Consider the following 14,535-nt stretch of genomic DNA (forward strand, 5'->3'; position numbering starts at 1 on the left):
GTAGATAGCTCCACCTAAATTACCTTGATTGTCGGTGAAGACAATGTTGGAGAGGGTGGGGCTGCATGTGTTGCCGCTCTCCGGCGGCCGTTACAGAACAGGCCGCCGCCCGCGTTATGGGGGAAATCAGTGGCGTTTTCTCTGGCGTAGCCGGCAGTCACCGTCACGCCGTCGAGCACGGTGGCACGGGTGATGTTATCGAAATTTCTGCCGTCAAAGAAGAGCACATGGTAGCTGTTGTCCGAGTGGTTACCGGAGGTACCGATCTCCCCGGAGAGGACGACGGGATGGGCGCCGGGATCGCGGCCGGAACGGGTTGATTCGTTACCGGCAAAGCCCCCGTAGATCTTCAGGCCATTTTTGTTACCGTTGATTCTGAAACTATCGTTCCGGTCCGTACCCGGATAATACGTCCCCTCCGCTATCCAAATCTGGTCATTTTCCGTAGCAAATGAAATTGCATCTTGTAGGTCAGGAAATGCATCATTCCAGGACGATCCGTTACCTGCACCGGTAGCTGAGGCATCAACGTAGATCGTCAGGGCCGGATCTGGCTTTTCATAGGCACCCATATCGACGTTTTCGTATTGGATACGGGCCGTACCGGTGAGGTCTGTGGTCAACCCATCAGGTACGGCACTATTATTTCCTGTATCGATGGCGGGGCTGTTGGGTTGCAGTTGCAGCCCGTCATCTGTGGTGGCGAAGACGCCGTCGGGGCCGGCCACATCTCCCGAATTGACAAATTGGGGATTGGCGTCAATGTTGCCGGTACCCGGATAGCCGCCGTCCACCAGGGAGTAGGTGATTATTGGAGTGGCTATGCGGTTAAAGATTTCGTCACCATTTCCATAGATAATACTATTTGTGATTACGGGGTTGCTTGCCTCCCCATTGGCGCCGGTGTTGTAGATAGCTCCACCTTTGTCGAAAGCAGTATTGTTGTAAAAAATGCTGTTAGTGATAACAGGAGTACTCGGACCGCTGCCATCTATTCCACCTCCGACATTTCGGATCGCGCCGCCAAAGACAGCTTTGTTATTGAAGAATATTGCATTGGCAATCAAGGGGCTGCTTTCACCGCCAGCGCCATCGTTGTAGATAGCTCCACCTGAAATTACCTCGATTGTCGGTGAAGACAATGTTGGAGAGGGTGGGGCTGCATGTGTTGCCGCTCCCGCGGCCGTTACAGAACAGGCCGCCGCCCGCGTTATGGGGGAAATCAGTGGCGTTTTCTCTGGCGTAGCCGGCAGTCACCGTCACGCCGTCGAGCACGGTGGCACGGGTGATGTTATCGAAATTTCTGCCGTCAAAAAAGAGCACATGGTAGCTGTTGTCCGAACGGTCACCGGAGGTGCCGATCTCCCCGGAGAGGACGACGGGATGGGCACCGGGATCGCGGCTGGAACGGGTTGATTCGTTACCGGCGAAGCCTCCGTAGATCTTCAGGCCATTTTTGTTACCGTTGATTCTGAAACTCTCGTCCCGGTCTGTAACCCGGATAACATGTTCCCTCCGCTATCCAGATCTCATCAGTCCCATCAGCTGATGAAAATCGCATCCTGGAGGTTATTATAGGCATTACCCCACGATGTTCCATCATTACTACCTGAAGCATTTATATCAACATAAATAGTCTCTTGGGCTTTACAGATATTGTAAAAAACCAAGGATAAAATGATTGTAAATAAGATTTTTTGGGTATTCATTTTTACGTTTCTTGATCTGAATTTTCTGATTCACGTTTATCCTCATCTGACTCCTCAGATTCTTCGTCCTGAGATAAAATCGATTCAAGCGCACCCACCTCAATACTCAGAGGATCGTCTGGTTTTCTTGATGTGGGTTCGGAATCGTTATCATCTTCTAAAGCCAAAGCAGAGTTTGTTTTTTGCTTACCGGTCTAAATAGTATAGATTTAAGCCCTTAAGGGTTTTCACAAATCGTGCAAATCCTTGTACTTTTGTTGGCAGAATCCTTTCAGAAGGGGCAAAATGTTCAAATAGGGAACAGAACTTGGTTTGACGATTTTCTCAAAAAGACAACATTTCAGTCATCTTTTCTTTCTGATTACTTGGATTGTTCTCTGTGTGAGTCAGCCTGTACAGTCACAAAATCAGTCTCGTTTTGTTCATCCTGACTACATTCTTGAACACTGGGATATTGAAGACGGATTACCTGTCAATTCCGTTAACAAAGTGATTCAAACATCCGATGGATACCTTTGGCTGGCTACAACGGATGGACTGGTTCGGTTTGATGGTGTTTCGTTCACTCCATTTAAAACGTGGCAATATCCCGGTTTGTCCAGTAACCGAATTGATGGAATTGTGGAGGCACCGGACAGCACGCTCTGGCTGGAGACCGAGCAGCAACATCTTGTAAAATTCGATGAGTTAACATTCGCGGAGATCGATTCATCCGAAACCTTCAACGGAAACCTGGTCAACAAGCTTTATCTCGATTCTCAAGGGCGATTGTGGATTGGTTCAGATACAGGCCTGAATCTTTATGAAAATGGTCAGCTTGAACCGTTTTCCCCGAAGAAAATTCAGGGGGAGATTGATCGCATTTTTTACCAGAGCAATGGCACACTTTGGCTGAGGGATGGATCCAATCAGAATATCTATCGGTTTGGATCAGATAAAATCCTTCAAAAAATTGCAGAGGGTCAAGCTGTTGATGATGCGACTCCGTTTTTTGAAGACGATCTGGGGAATCTTTGGTTTTCCACGCCGGACAGCCTGTTCAGATATCAAAATGGTATCAAGGAGTCCTTTCAAACGTCAGTAGAAATTATCGATATCTACCAGGCATCCGATACGCTCTGGTTTTCAACCGATGGCGGCGGGTTTATGTATTTCAAGGGTGGGAAAATTGTCGAGGTCGGAAGAGGAGAGGAAACGGAAGTGTTGCTGAGTGGTTCCTTTTTTGAAGGGCCAAACGGACAGCTCTGGAAAGCAACGGGAAATGAAATTTATCGCGGGGATGAACTGATCATTCGAAGCCCGACCGATATTACAGACGTGATGTTTGACCGCGAAGGAAGTCTCTGGTTTGGAACTTGGAATGACGGGTTATATCGCATCAAACCAAATCTGTTTACCGTGTTCAGTACGGAAGAAGGCCTGCCAATGCGAATTGTATATCCCGTTTTGGAGGACGACCAGGAAAATATTTGGCTGGGCATGCATGGAGAGGGAGTCGCCAGAATCAGCAATGCAAAAGTGATGAGCGGTTATAATTTCATTGGAAAAGAATCCGATGCGTATATGAGATCTCTCTGGCAAAAAGATGACGGGACGATCTTGGCTTCGATGTTTGATGACGGAGTGTATGAATATGTCGAGGGTACCAAAAATTTCAGGCTGTATCCAACACCGGATGAACTGAATTCATCAACTGTAACGGCACTCTTTGAAGATTCTTCCGGCCGGTTATTTATCGCTTCCGATAACGGTTTTTTTATTGAAGAAAATGGCGAATGGAGATCTTATAGTAACAGCGATTTCGAGGGAGCAAACCGTATTCGAACAGCAGAAGAAGCTCCCAATGGAGATGTTTGGTTTGGGACGAACGGTTCCGGAATTGTTCGGTTGGATGGGAATGAGTTTACCACCTTTACTACGAGCGATGGCCTCTCCAGTAACCTGATACGATCCATTTTTATTGAAGAAAGCCAGGGAGAAATGAATTTGTGGATCGGGACCGAAGATCGCGGACTCATTCACACAATTTGGAGTGAAAATTCAGATAGCCTCGGACAAATTACATTGATGGATCGTTCTGACGGGCTTTTCGACAATGTGATTCATTCGATTGTAGATGACCAAAATGGGAAATTCTGGATGAGCACGAACCGCGGAATTTTTTGGGTCCAAAAATCAGAGCTTTATGATTTTACGGCTGGGGAGATTTCTGAAATTCGATCCACATCCTACAATGAAGATAACGGAATGAACAACCGGGAAGCGAACGGAGGTATTTTTCCGTCAGGAGTTCGCTCGTCTGATGGAAGGCTTTGGTTTCCCACGCAGGATGGAGTGGTGGTGGTAGATCCCACATCGGTCAACAGGAATGCGCTTCCTCCAAAAGTTGTGATTGAGCAGGCAGAGGCGGATACATCTGTCTTCAACATGCCAGAAGAGATCTCGCTGGAAGCCACTCAACGGGACCTTACCATTCAGTACACCGGGCTGAGCTACATGGTTCCGGAGGAGGTGCAATTCAGGTATCGAATCAAAGAGTTGAATGAAAACTGGACGGAGGCTGGAACTCGGCGAGAAGCATTTTACACAAATCTACCCAAAGGAAATTTTACGTTCCAGGTTACGGCCGCAAATAATAATGGGTCCTGGAATGAATATCCCGCTGAACTGGCTATTACCGTTGCTCCCTATTTTTACGAAACAACGTGGTTTCTCATTTTATGCGCTTTTTTGATTACTGGACTGGTACTTGGCATTTTTCAATGGCGGATGCATCGCCTTAAGATGGAAGAGAAAAGACTGAAAGTGAAGGTGAGTGAACGCACAAAAGAGTTGCGTGAAGAGAAAAAGAAAACCGAGCAACAGGCAGAAGATCTGAAAGAATTAGATCGTGCCAAGTCCAGGTTTTTTGCAAATGTGAGCCATGAATTCAGAACACCTCTAACGTTGATTTTAAATCCTCTTCAGCAGTTGTTGGAGAATAAAAAAGGGCTTAAAGATAAAGAGAGAGAGAAAATGGAGATGATGCTCCGCAATGGTCAGCGGTTGATGCGCCTGATCAACCAGATTTTGGATATTGTAAAACTGGAAACCGGCAAGATGAGTTTAAATCTCCAACCCATAAATATGGTGGAGTTTTCTGAGGAAACGCTGAAGATGTTTCGCCCGATTGCGGATCAAAGAGAGATAGAACTGCATTTTACATCGGAGTTAAATGAATCCTATGTGAAGGCAGACTTTCAAAAAATGGAACAGGTGTTGGGAAATTTGATTGCTAATGCCGTAAAATTTACACCGGAACATGGAGATGTATCCGTTCGGGTTTTTGAGGAGGGAAATGAAATCCGAATAGATATACAGGATACCGGAAAGGGGATACCACCCGAAAAAATGGATAAGATATTCGGCCGGTTTTACCAGGTTGATGAATCCGATACCCGAACTTCTGAAGGGCTTGGAATTGGATTGGCTCTCTGCAAAGAGTTGATTGATTTGCATGATGGAACCTTGACCGTAAGGAGTGAAGAGGGGGAAGGTGTTTGTATGCAAATCAGCCTTCAAAAAACTGCTGTGAAAGGGAAAAAACCTTCCCAGAAATTAGTCGATGAGTTTAAAACGAATGAGAGTTCAACCGATGAAGTCACTGAGTTTTTTAGAAAGGAATCAGCAGATCAAGAATCAAGTTACAGGCGTCCCGAAGATCGGACAAATATTCTGATTGTGGAAGATAATCGTGATATGCGATCCTATATCCAATCGGTTTTAGAGTCAGAATTTCATATCAAAACGGCAAAAAACGGGGAAGAGGCTTTGGAGAAAATTGATCAATCGCCGCCCGACCTGATTGTTGCTGATATTATGATGCCGGTGATGGACGGGTTTACTTTCAGCCAAAAACTGAGGGAAGATCCGCTTCATAAAAACATTCCGCCGCTGTTCCTCACAGCCCGATCCGGCGAAGAAAATGAAATTGAAAGCCTGGAAGAAGGTGGCGATGACTACTTGTCCAAACCGTTCCGGCCGGATGTGCTAAAGGCGAGGATTTTATCACTTTTAAATATGCAACAAAGGCTTCGTGAGAAGTTAGTATCTAAACAATCAAATGCTGGAAATTCTTTACCGGATGATTGGCTGAAACGATTCAATTATCATATTGAGCAAAATCTGGATAACCCTGATTTTGGGATTTCTGAACTTTCAGAGTTGATGCATGTAGAGCGGACCCAGTTGTACAGAAAATGCAAGAAGTTTACGGATCAGTCTCCTCAAAAAATGCTAACAGAAGCAAAATTAAATCGAGCTAAGAAACTGATTTCCGCCGGGCATGATAATTTTTCTGAAGTGGCCTATGCATGCGGATTTAATAGCTTATCGTACTTCAGCCGGAGGTTTAAAAAGCGTTTTGGATTTCCGCCCTCGGAATTACACAACCGGTGATTAATCAATTTCCGAGGAATAAAAAGTTTTGAAGAGTTAAGACTCAGCTTTTACTTCAATCACATAAGAAGTCATTTCTTTGATAGCTGGATTTTTGCCGCCTCGTAGTTTATAAACTTCAGAAAACGAATTATTTGGTCTGTCTTTCCGGCGGATAATTCCCTCCATTGCGCAGGATTTTCCATTCGTAATGATATGATTGAGCTCGAGTTCTGTGATCGTTGTACTATCCATCCCATCGAGATACTTTTTAAAGTTGTCTATTCCTTTGATCTTCTTTTCTCCCATGATCTGCCAGGTAATATTATTCGTCACATAGTTTGACAGTGCATCAAGATCCTTGTTGACAAAAGCCGTTTTAAAGTCCCGAAGCAGGATTTTATTCGGTGCATTTCCACAATCTTCTTCAACTATAACTTTGATACTCATAGCTCTACTCGTCTATTTCAATTGCATATGAAGTCATCTCTTTGATCTTTGGGTCCGAGAATCCATCGAAGGAATAAATATCACAAAACGCATAGATTTTTCCGTCTGCTGATTTCATCAAACCATTCACAGCCGCCGAATATCCGTAATTTCATGCTGCGAAGCAATTTTAAATGTGCTTTTATCAAGAAGCATAATCGGCACTTTTTTCTCGCCTAATTCCATCGCGATCATGTTTTCCATTTCCCGGTCTTTAAATGAGAAACCGATTTTAGCGAAGAATTCTTTAGATTTTTCAAGGTTTTTTACCGGAAGATTCAGCCATAGTTCTTTCGTCATAATTCAATGATAAGGCTAATGTTTATGTTTCTAAGATTTCCAGTTCACGCCTTTCTTTTTGCTTTCCCAGTCCCGGTATTGGGTAATTTTGGTGATCAGCTCGGTTGGAAGCGGCTCATTATATGGAAATTGAATAGAGCCTGACCCTGTTCTATAACTCTTTAGTTCGTCTTCAAACTCTTCCAGGGTACTGGGTGTAGAGTAAAACCCAATGTGATTTTTGAACCCTCCGAACATCACTAAAATTCTGCCATCTACAAAAGCCGGCCGGTTCCATTTCATCTCCTCATTGGCTTCTGGAATTGCTTTCTGGATTGTTTTCCGGATTTTCTGCAATTTTCTCTGAACATCTTTCGGAAAAGTGTTTATATAATCATCAATTGTTTTTGATTTATTTGTTGACATCGTTCAACTTTTCTCATAGGCTTTTTGAAGTTCAGCAATATCCAGTTTTTTCATCTTCAGCATAGCATCCATCATTCGTTCGCTTTCTTCAGTGGCCGGACCGCTCATCAAATCTTCAATCATGGTTGGCACAATCTGCTAGGATAACCCGTATTTGTCCTTTAGCCATCCGCATTGCTCGGCTTGTGGATCGACTGGGAGTTTTTCCCAGTAATAATCGATCCCTTTCTAGGATTCGCAATTTACAACCAGCGAAATCGCTTCATTGAATTTGAAATGTGGACCTCCGTTCAGCGCCTGGAAACAGCGTTCGTTGAGCTCAAAATCAACCGTTAATACAGTGCCAGCTTTTTGTCTGTGAATTTCATGGCCCACATTGCCATAGTAACTGGTTTTCAAGATCTTTGAATTTTTAAAGATGGAGGTATAAAACTTGGCTGCTTCTTCGGCTTGGTCATCAAACCAAAGGCAGGTTGTTATTTTTGGAAATCCATTTATATTCTTGATTTGATCATTATTTAGGGGAGAACTACTGTTAAATCGAATATCCATGGTTGAGTATGATTGTCAATAAAAAATATTTCTGTTTATAAAATCCGTATTCCAGTTTTTATGAAGCAGCTGAAGTTTAAACTTTACAATCTATTCGTGTAAATTTTGGGTGAAAGGATGAACCGCCAAAACTTAACACCATGCGAATTATAGCTATCGAAGTAGAAAAACCAGGACTCAACAAGAGAGATTTTGTACCGCACCTGCGGGATGAAGCCAAACAAGGATGGGAGTTGTACAAGGAGGGATTTATCCGTGAGATGTACTTCCGGGATGATAAACCCGAAGCTGTATTGATTTTGGAAGCAAAAGATGTTGATCGGGCAAAAAAGAAATTATCAACTCTGCCTCTCGTTAAAAACGGGCTCATTACTTTTGAGTTGATACCTTTGAAACCCTATTACGGATTTGAACGGCTTTTTGGAAATGATGGGAAGAAATCAGTTTAAAATAATCTTGGAGAGTACCGCGTACGGGATTTGAACCCGTGTTACCGCCGTGAAAGGGCGGCGTCCTAAACCCCTAGACGAACGCGGCAGGTTAGAAGCTGAGATATGAGTAGTGAGAACAGATCGTCACAGCATGTGATAGCGCGAGCGTCTCGCTCGTGCTCTTATTTTTGGGCACAAGCGAGACGCTTGCGCCAATCGAATTTTACATCTCAAAAGGGAGCCTGATGGGATTTGAACCCACGGCCTCCAGGGCCACAACCTGGCGCTCTAACCAACTGAGCTACAAGCTCCATACTTCAAAATTCCAATCATCAAATTACAAATTCCAAAAGCGATTACGTTGGAATTTGGATATTGAAATTTGTGATTTCCTTCGCTTTGCGAAGGTTTGTACCGCGTACGGGATTTGAACCCGTGTTACCGCCGTGAAAGGGCGGCGTCCTAAACCCCTAGACGAACGCGGCTAATCAGAAATGAGATCTTAAGATTTGAGTAATGAAAGAATAATCTCACATCTCAAATCTCACATCTCAAATCAATAATTCAAAAAAAAAGAGGCGACAGGCGGATTCGAACCGCCGTACGAGGTTTTGCAGACCTCTGCCTAACCACTCGGCCATGTCGCCTGGTAAATTCGCCTCTGAATAATCTGTATAACAAATTAATGTTTATCAATCATTCAAATCAAGTAACCTTCGTACGCCCAACAGGAGTCGAACCTGTAACCTACGGCTTAGAAGGCCGTTGCTCTATCCAGTTGAGCTATGGGCGCTAATTGGAATGAAGATTGTAGAGTGTTGAATGGCGAATTACAATCGCGCCCGCAATGAATTCAACATTCACAATTCAACCTTCCTAAATGTCGGGGAGACAGGATTTGAACCTGCGACCCTTCGCTCCCAAAGCGAATGCGCTACCGGCCTGCGCCACTCCCCGAAATACCTGTCAAAAATAACTGACAAGGCTCTTCTGTATCAGAATGTCAAAAGAATCATAAGATAAAAGTTTTTGAATCTGATTGCAATTTCAAAATGGGTTAAATTTCAGATTCTTTTACATCGTTCCACAGCTCGGAGAGGAATCCAATTGCATAAGCAGAAAGTTGGGTAAATGACGTGATAATCGATAGAAGGGCAATTAAGATATTTTTTTCCTGGATCAATGAACTAATAAAAAGCAGAGCAGCGTAGAGTACATACAGCAGATAAAACTGGTTTAAAATATTCATATCCATAACCAGGAACAGTATTGAGAGAATCAGTCCAATAAAGAACAAAGTAGGGAAGAGGTGGACCGGTTTTACCTCATTGGGGTAAAATCTTCGGATATTTATGCGAGCCCGCCCAAAAAAGTGAAGTTGCCAGAAAAACTGACGCAAATTTGTTCTCCGTTTATGGTAGACATAAGCATTTTCAATAAGAACTGATTTAAATCCATGTTTAATAATCCGAATGCTAAACTCTAAATCTTCACCCATTCGGGTAATCTTGTATCCGCCTGTTTTTGCATAAACCTCGCGGCTGATTCCCATATTAAAACTTCGAGGGTGGAAGCCTCCCAGGTTCTTTTTTAAGCCGCGTATTCCACCTGTTGTCAGGAATGAGGTCATACTGAAATTGATGGCCTTTTGAAGAGGTGAGAATGATGGATGAGCCCGATCAGGCCCGCCCCAGGCATCAACAGAGTGTTGGGCCAAAAATTCATTTACAGCTTCAAAATAATGTTCCGGAATGATGCAGTCTGAATCAAATACTACAAAATAATCGCCATCCGCTCTCTCAAATCCGTAGTTTCTTGAAAATCCCTGTCCGCTGTTTTCTTTATAGTAATACGTGATGTCCAATAATTCAGAAAATTTCTTAACTACATCTTCAGAAGTTTTTTGGGAACCATCCTCTATGATTAGAACTTCAAAATTTGTGTAGGTTTGTTTAGTCAGACTCTCAAGAAGCTCATAAATTTCAACCGGTCGGTTGTACACCGGTATAATAATGGAGTAGAACATCAATGCATTTCATTACAAAATTCTCGTTCTTTAAGTGAATTTGAATATAACAACATTAACGGTTCATTCGATGAAGTTTCTTCTCACAGTATTTATTTTAATAAGCTATTCACCATTACTATTTGCTCAAACGTTAGTAATAGAACCCGATCCGGCTCAGAGTTCTTATACGGCTAACACATTTACAGCAGGGGAGGGCACCATAACAGTTACCGGCAGCCAATTTGTTTTGGGGTCTGCTCAAATTGCCAATCCAGAGGCATGGTCGTTTTCATCATCAAACCAAAGAGCTTCTTTTTTGCAGAGGGGAAATGGTATCAACCTAACAAGCTATACCGCAGTGGGCGATGTACTTGTCGATCAGAACCTTGAATTTTTCTCTCCATCTGATAATACCATTGATACTTACCAGTTTGATAATGGAGCAATTATATTGCGAGATAATGTAGCTAACTTTTCATTTTTGAATGCTAAAGGAGAGACATCATACCAGGTATCCAACAGCTCCGGGAGTACAGAAGGAGAACAGGAATCCCAATTGGTATCAGATCCAACCGGAAGTACGATTGTACTGTATAACCCCGTAATAGCGTATGGCTCTGAAACCGGATCGAGAGCTCAGTTGGTTTATGGCGAACAGGACAGTGAGGTGTTTTTCAATAGCAGGGAAGATGAGATCAGGAATGTTCGCGTAAGTAAAAATGGTGAGTTTATTTCGATTGTAACTGCAGGATCAGCTGGGGGTATGGTTTATCTTTATGACCGATTTGGCAACGAACTTTTTCAAATTACAAGTGATGAAGATTTGATTGGGGCAACGTTGAGTGAAAATGCGACACATCTGACGATCTACTCAAGCGGCAGGGTACAGGTATATGAGGTGCCAAGCGGCCAGCGTCTTGGAAGTGCATCATCCAGGAGTTCCATTGTTTTTGCAGGGTATGATCCCGATGCTCAAACGATCATCGCCCTCGGTGGTTCGCGAAATGGATTGAGGATTGAAGAACCTGAGATTACGGCTGTTAGCATATCTCAGCGGGAAATTGCACGTGATGAGATACCATTCTCAATTTCTACTTTAGATTTGAGTCGATTAGATATTATAACAACCGGTTCTAATTCTTATGAAATTTCCGGATTAAACCGTGATCTGTTTGTTGATGTAGCTTTTTAAATTCTTTTTTCCTGAGACGCTTCATGAGAGGGCTTTGCAAAACTCTGACCGTCATCCTGAACTTGATTCAGGATCTCCAGATACTGGCTATAAAGACGAATGGAGAATCTGAATCGAGTTCAGATTGACCGATAACCACGGTTTTGCAAAGCCCTCCATGAGTTACGTTGGCGTTATAAATCTTTGTTTTAACATGATTACTTCGCTCACTTTAAACAGCAAAGAGAAGGCATAAAAAAAGCACGTGACCATTGGCCACGTGCTTTCAAAAATGATCTGTTTTACTTGGGCAGATTAGGCTTTCGCTTCCTGTTCTGATTCCTCCGAAGGAGAACTTTGTTCATCATCTTCGCTCGTGTTTTCAGCTACAGGTGTTTCCGGGTCAGTCCAATCGAATGCAAGGCCATCACGGGATTTATTCATCTTAATTTTGATGAGTGATCCCTCGGGATGATCCACGCCAAGTAGTTCTTCAGCAAGCGGATCTTCCACATATTTCTGGATAGCTCGCCTCAGCGGCCGTGCACCATATTTCTGATCAAATCCTTTATCAGTGATGAACTCTTTGGCACCTTTTGTGAGTTCGAGTTCATATCCAAGATTTCGAATTCTGTCGAACAGCTCATCAGAAAGAATATCGATAATTTTGAAGATATCCTTCCTTTCGAGAGGCCTGAACGTGAGGACATCGTCAATCCTGTTCAGAAACTCAGGGTTGAAAACTTTTTTAAGAGCGTCCTGAATGGTCGATTTCATCTGAGCGTAATCAAATTCTCCTTCTCCTGTGGAGAAACCAATTCCTTTGCCCATATTTCGAATATCACGTGCGCCAATGTTAGACGTCATGATGATAATGGTGTTTCTGAAATCGACTTTTCTGCCAAGGCTGTCAGTCAGAATTCCATCATCCAGGATCTGTAACAAAATATTAAACACATCCGGGTGAGCCTTCTCAATCTCATCGAGAAGAACTACACTATACGGTTTTCTCCGAACTTTCTCGGTCAGAATTCCACCTTCCTCGTAACCAACATAACCGGGAGGCGCACCTACAAGACGTGATACACTGAATTTTTCCATGTACTCACTCATATCAATTCGGATGAGGGCTTCATCCTTATCAAACAGGTATTTGGCAAGTACTTTAGCCATTTCGGTTTTACCTACACCGGTAGGGCCGAGGAAAATAAATGAACCGATAGGACGTGCCGGATCTTTTAAACCAGCGCGTGTTCTCTGAATTGCTTTGGTAAGTTTAATGATCGCTTCGTCCTGGCCAACAATACTTTTGCCAAGCTCTTCTTTCATCTTCAAGAGCTTTTGTCCCTCTTTCTGGCTGATTTTGTTAACAGGAACACCGCTCATCATTGCAACAACCGATGCAACATCTTCATCCGTTACATCATAAACAATGTGTTCAGATTCTTTTTCCCACTCTTTTTGAGCCTGATCTAACTCTTCGATCAACCTTTTTTCCGTATCACGGAGACGTGCAGCTTCTTCAAATCGCTGCTTTTTGACCATAGAATTTTTTTCCTGGCTCGTTTTTTCAATCTCATCTTCCAGCTCCAGAATGTGATCGGGAACTGTAATATTTGATAAGTGAACACGAGCACCAGCTTCATCAAGAGCATCAATCGCCTTGTCGGGGAGAAAGTGATCGGTCACATATCGGTCCGTCAATTTCACACATGCTTCAATCGCATCTTTTTCATATCGAACACTGTGGTGCTTCTCGTACTTCCCTTTAATTTGAATTAAAATTTCAAGGGTCTCTTCGATAGTGGTTGGATCAACCATAATTTTCTGGAAACGTCTTTCCAATGCACCATCTTTCTCAATAAACTGCCGATATTCATTCAGTGTGGTTGCACCTATTGCCTGAACTTCGCCGCGTGCGAGAGCAGGTTTTAACATATTAGATGCATCTAATGACCCACTGGCTCCACCGGCTCCTACAATGGTATGAAGTTCGTCGATAAAGAGAATAACATTCTCTGTCTTCTCCAATTCTCCCATAACCGCTTTCATTCGCTCCTCGAACTGGCCGCGGTATTTAGTTCCCGCCACAAGTGCAGCAAGATCAAGCGCAATCACACGCTTGTCATAGAGAACTCGCGAAACTTTTCGCTCATTAATTCTGGTTGCCAAACCTTCGGCTATTGCGGTTTTTCCAACTCCCGGTTCACCAATAAGAACAGGGTTATTCTTCTTGCGGCGACTCAGCACCTGGGCCACCCGCTCAATTTCTTTTTCTCTTCCAATAATCGGATCGAGCTTACCATCCTCAGCAAGCTGAGTAAGGTCTCTGCCAAAATTGTCTAATACTGGTGTTTTTGACTTTTCCATTTTCTTTTCTCGTGAACTACCGGATGATTGTGAACCTTTAGATGACGATGGCGGCGTAGAAGAACTTGCGGTTCGGGTGTCAGACTGATCTGTATCCCGGGTGTTGCCGGAAATAATCATGTCAAGTTCTTCACGTACAGCATCGTACGACACACTAAACTGCTGTAAAATTTGAGCAGCTATATTTTCTTCATCCCTCAGGAGAGATAACAGAAGATGTTCTGTACCTATTGTATCGCTTTTGTACAATTTTGCTTCGAGGTAAGTGATACGAAGTACTTTTTCAGCCTGTTTTGTGAGAGGAATATTTCCCACAGTAACCGTACCTCCGGTACCCCGGACTGTGTCTTCAATAGTTTTTTTGAGCTTAAATAGATCGCAATTCAAATTTTTCAGTATTCGAATGGCAACACCGTCGCCTAATCGAACAATTCCTAAGATGAGATGCTCGGTGCCAATATAATCGTGGCCTAACCGGAGCGCCTCTTCTCGGCTGAATTGAATTACATCACGAACTTTACTTGAAAAATTACCCTCCATAGTGGGACCTAAAAGATTTGTCGTTACTAATTTTTTACGGTAACGAGTGAAGTAGTTTTTTAGTTCATTCACCTACGAAAGTAGTATGGTGAAAATGCAAATGCAAACAATTAAAAAGGAATTTGGAATAAATCGAGAAGTGAA

Annotated in this window: 10 protein-coding genes, 6 tRNA genes and 1 pseudogene; 3 read left to right on the forward strand and 14 right to left on the reverse strand. The window is 43.2% G+C overall.

Features of this window, described 5'->3' with window-relative positions; all coding sequences use genetic code 11:
• Nucleotides 1–14: 14 nt before the first annotated feature.
• Nucleotides 15–1,142: a choice-of-anchor Q domain-containing protein gene (locus U5K72_00335; GenBank protein ID MDZ7717255.1), complete on the reverse strand. Its 1,128-nt coding sequence runs from the start codon at nucleotides 1,140–1,142 to the stop codon at nucleotides 15–17.
• 569 nt (nucleotides 1,143–1,711) lie between these two features.
• Nucleotides 1,712–1,876, reverse strand: a complete 165-nt coding sequence (locus U5K72_00340) for a hypothetical protein (GenBank protein ID MDZ7717256.1) — start codon at nucleotides 1,874–1,876, stop codon at nucleotides 1,712–1,714.
• 145 nt (nucleotides 1,877–2,021) lie between these two features.
• Between U5K72_00340 and U5K72_00345 the strand changes: the two genes are divergently transcribed.
• Nucleotides 2,022–6,146: a two-component regulator propeller domain-containing protein gene (locus U5K72_00345; GenBank protein ID MDZ7717257.1), complete on the forward strand. Its 4,125-nt coding sequence runs from the start codon at nucleotides 2,022–2,024 to the stop codon at nucleotides 6,144–6,146.
• A 36-nt stretch (nucleotides 6,147–6,182) separates the two neighbouring features.
• Here U5K72_00345 and U5K72_00350 read toward each other — a convergent pair whose 3' ends face one another.
• The 4 genes and pseudogenes from U5K72_00350 to U5K72_00365 all read right to left on the reverse strand — a co-directional run bounded on the left by U5K72_00350 (nucleotide 6,183) and on the right by U5K72_00365 (nucleotide 7,871).
• Nucleotides 6,183–6,575, reverse strand: coding sequence for a nuclear transport factor 2 family protein (locus U5K72_00350; GenBank protein MDZ7717258.1), 393 nt, complete (start codon nucleotides 6,573–6,575; stop codon nucleotides 6,183–6,185).
• Nucleotides 6,576–6,701: 126 nt separating this feature from the next.
• Nucleotides 6,702–6,914 (reverse strand): hypothetical protein, encoded by a 213-nt coding sequence (locus U5K72_00355; protein MDZ7717259.1) that lies wholly within the window; start codon nucleotides 6,912–6,914, stop codon nucleotides 6,702–6,704.
• Nucleotides 6,915–6,944: 30 nt separating this feature from the next.
• On the reverse strand, nucleotides 6,945–7,319 hold the full coding sequence (locus U5K72_00360) for a DUF1801 domain-containing protein (protein ID MDZ7717260.1): 375 nt from the start codon (nucleotides 7,317–7,319) through the stop codon (nucleotides 6,945–6,947).
• A gap of 138 nt (nucleotides 7,320–7,457) precedes the next feature.
• A pseudogene (locus tag U5K72_00365) lies at nucleotides 7,458–7,871 on the reverse strand (VOC family protein).
• A 140-nt stretch (nucleotides 7,872–8,011) separates the two neighbouring features.
• Between U5K72_00365 and U5K72_00370 the strand changes: the two are divergent.
• The gene (locus U5K72_00370) at nucleotides 8,012–8,320 is read left to right on the forward strand and encodes a hypothetical protein (GenBank protein MDZ7717261.1); all 309 of its coding nucleotides are present in this window, start codon (nucleotides 8,012–8,014) and stop codon (nucleotides 8,318–8,320) included.
• Between the two features lie 15 nt (nucleotides 8,321–8,335).
• On the opposite strand, the gene U5K72_00375 is transcribed toward U5K72_00370, so the two are convergent.
• From U5K72_00375 to U5K72_00405, 7 genes are all read right to left on the reverse strand, one after another.
• Nucleotides 8,336–8,408: transfer RNA gene (locus tag U5K72_00375), tRNA-Glu, on the reverse strand.
• A 131-nt stretch (nucleotides 8,409–8,539) separates the two neighbouring features.
• Nucleotides 8,540–8,613 (reverse strand) — tRNA-His (locus U5K72_00380).
• Between the two features lie 101 nt (nucleotides 8,614–8,714).
• Nucleotides 8,715–8,787: transfer RNA gene (locus U5K72_00385), tRNA-Glu, on the reverse strand.
• A gap of 91 nt (nucleotides 8,788–8,878) precedes the next feature.
• A tRNA-Cys gene (locus tag U5K72_00390) sits at nucleotides 8,879–8,949 on the reverse strand.
• 72 nt (nucleotides 8,950–9,021) lie between these two features.
• Nucleotides 9,022–9,095, reverse strand: a tRNA-Arg gene (locus tag U5K72_00395).
• A gap of 90 nt (nucleotides 9,096–9,185) precedes the next feature.
• Nucleotides 9,186–9,259: transfer RNA gene (locus tag U5K72_00400), tRNA-Pro, on the reverse strand.
• 100 nt (nucleotides 9,260–9,359) lie between these two features.
• Nucleotides 9,360–10,328 (reverse strand): glycosyltransferase, encoded by a 969-nt coding sequence (locus U5K72_00405; GenBank protein ID MDZ7717262.1) that lies wholly within the window; start codon nucleotides 10,326–10,328, stop codon nucleotides 9,360–9,362.
• Nucleotides 10,329–10,398: 70 nt separating this feature from the next.
• Here U5K72_00405 and U5K72_00410 point away from each other — a divergent pair, with 70 nt between their 5' ends.
• Nucleotides 10,399–11,502, forward strand: a complete 1,104-nt coding sequence (locus U5K72_00410; GenBank protein ID MDZ7717263.1) for a hypothetical protein — start codon at nucleotides 10,399–10,401, stop codon at nucleotides 11,500–11,502.
• Nucleotides 11,503–11,796: 294 nt separating this feature from the next.
• Here the strand turns inward: U5K72_00410 and U5K72_00415 are convergent, their stop codons facing one another.
• Complete coding sequence (locus U5K72_00415; protein ID MDZ7717264.1) at nucleotides 11,797–14,463, reverse strand: ATP-dependent Clp protease ATP-binding subunit; 2,667 nt, start codon at nucleotides 14,461–14,463, stop codon at nucleotides 11,797–11,799.
• Nucleotides 14,464–14,535 lie beyond the last annotated feature (72 nt).

The organism is Balneolaceae bacterium, assembly GCA_034521495.1.
GTDB lineage: Bacteria > Bacteroidota > Rhodothermia > Balneolales > Balneolaceae > Rhodohalobacter.

Coding starts and splice junctions, on each gene's coding strand:
- U5K72_00350 (MDZ7717258.1), bottom strand. CDS start 6,575: ATGAGTATCAAAGTTATAGTTGAAGAAGATTGTGGAAATGCACCGAAT.
- U5K72_00355 (MDZ7717259.1), bottom strand. CDS start 6,914: ATGACGAAAGAACTATGGCTGAATCTTCCGGTAAAAAACCTTGAAAAA.
- U5K72_00360 (MDZ7717260.1), bottom strand. CDS start 7,319: ATGTCAACAAATAAATCAAAAACAATTGATGATTATATAAACACTTTT.
- U5K72_00370 (MDZ7717261.1), top strand. CDS start 8,012: ATGCGAATTATAGCTATCGAAGTAGAAAAACCAGGACTCAACAAGAGA.
- U5K72_00405 (MDZ7717262.1), bottom strand. CDS start 10,328: ATGTTCTACTCCATTATTATACCGGTGTACAACCGACCGGTTGAAATT.
- U5K72_00410 (MDZ7717263.1), top strand. CDS start 10,399: ATGAAGTTTCTTCTCACAGTATTTATTTTAATAAGCTATTCACCATTA.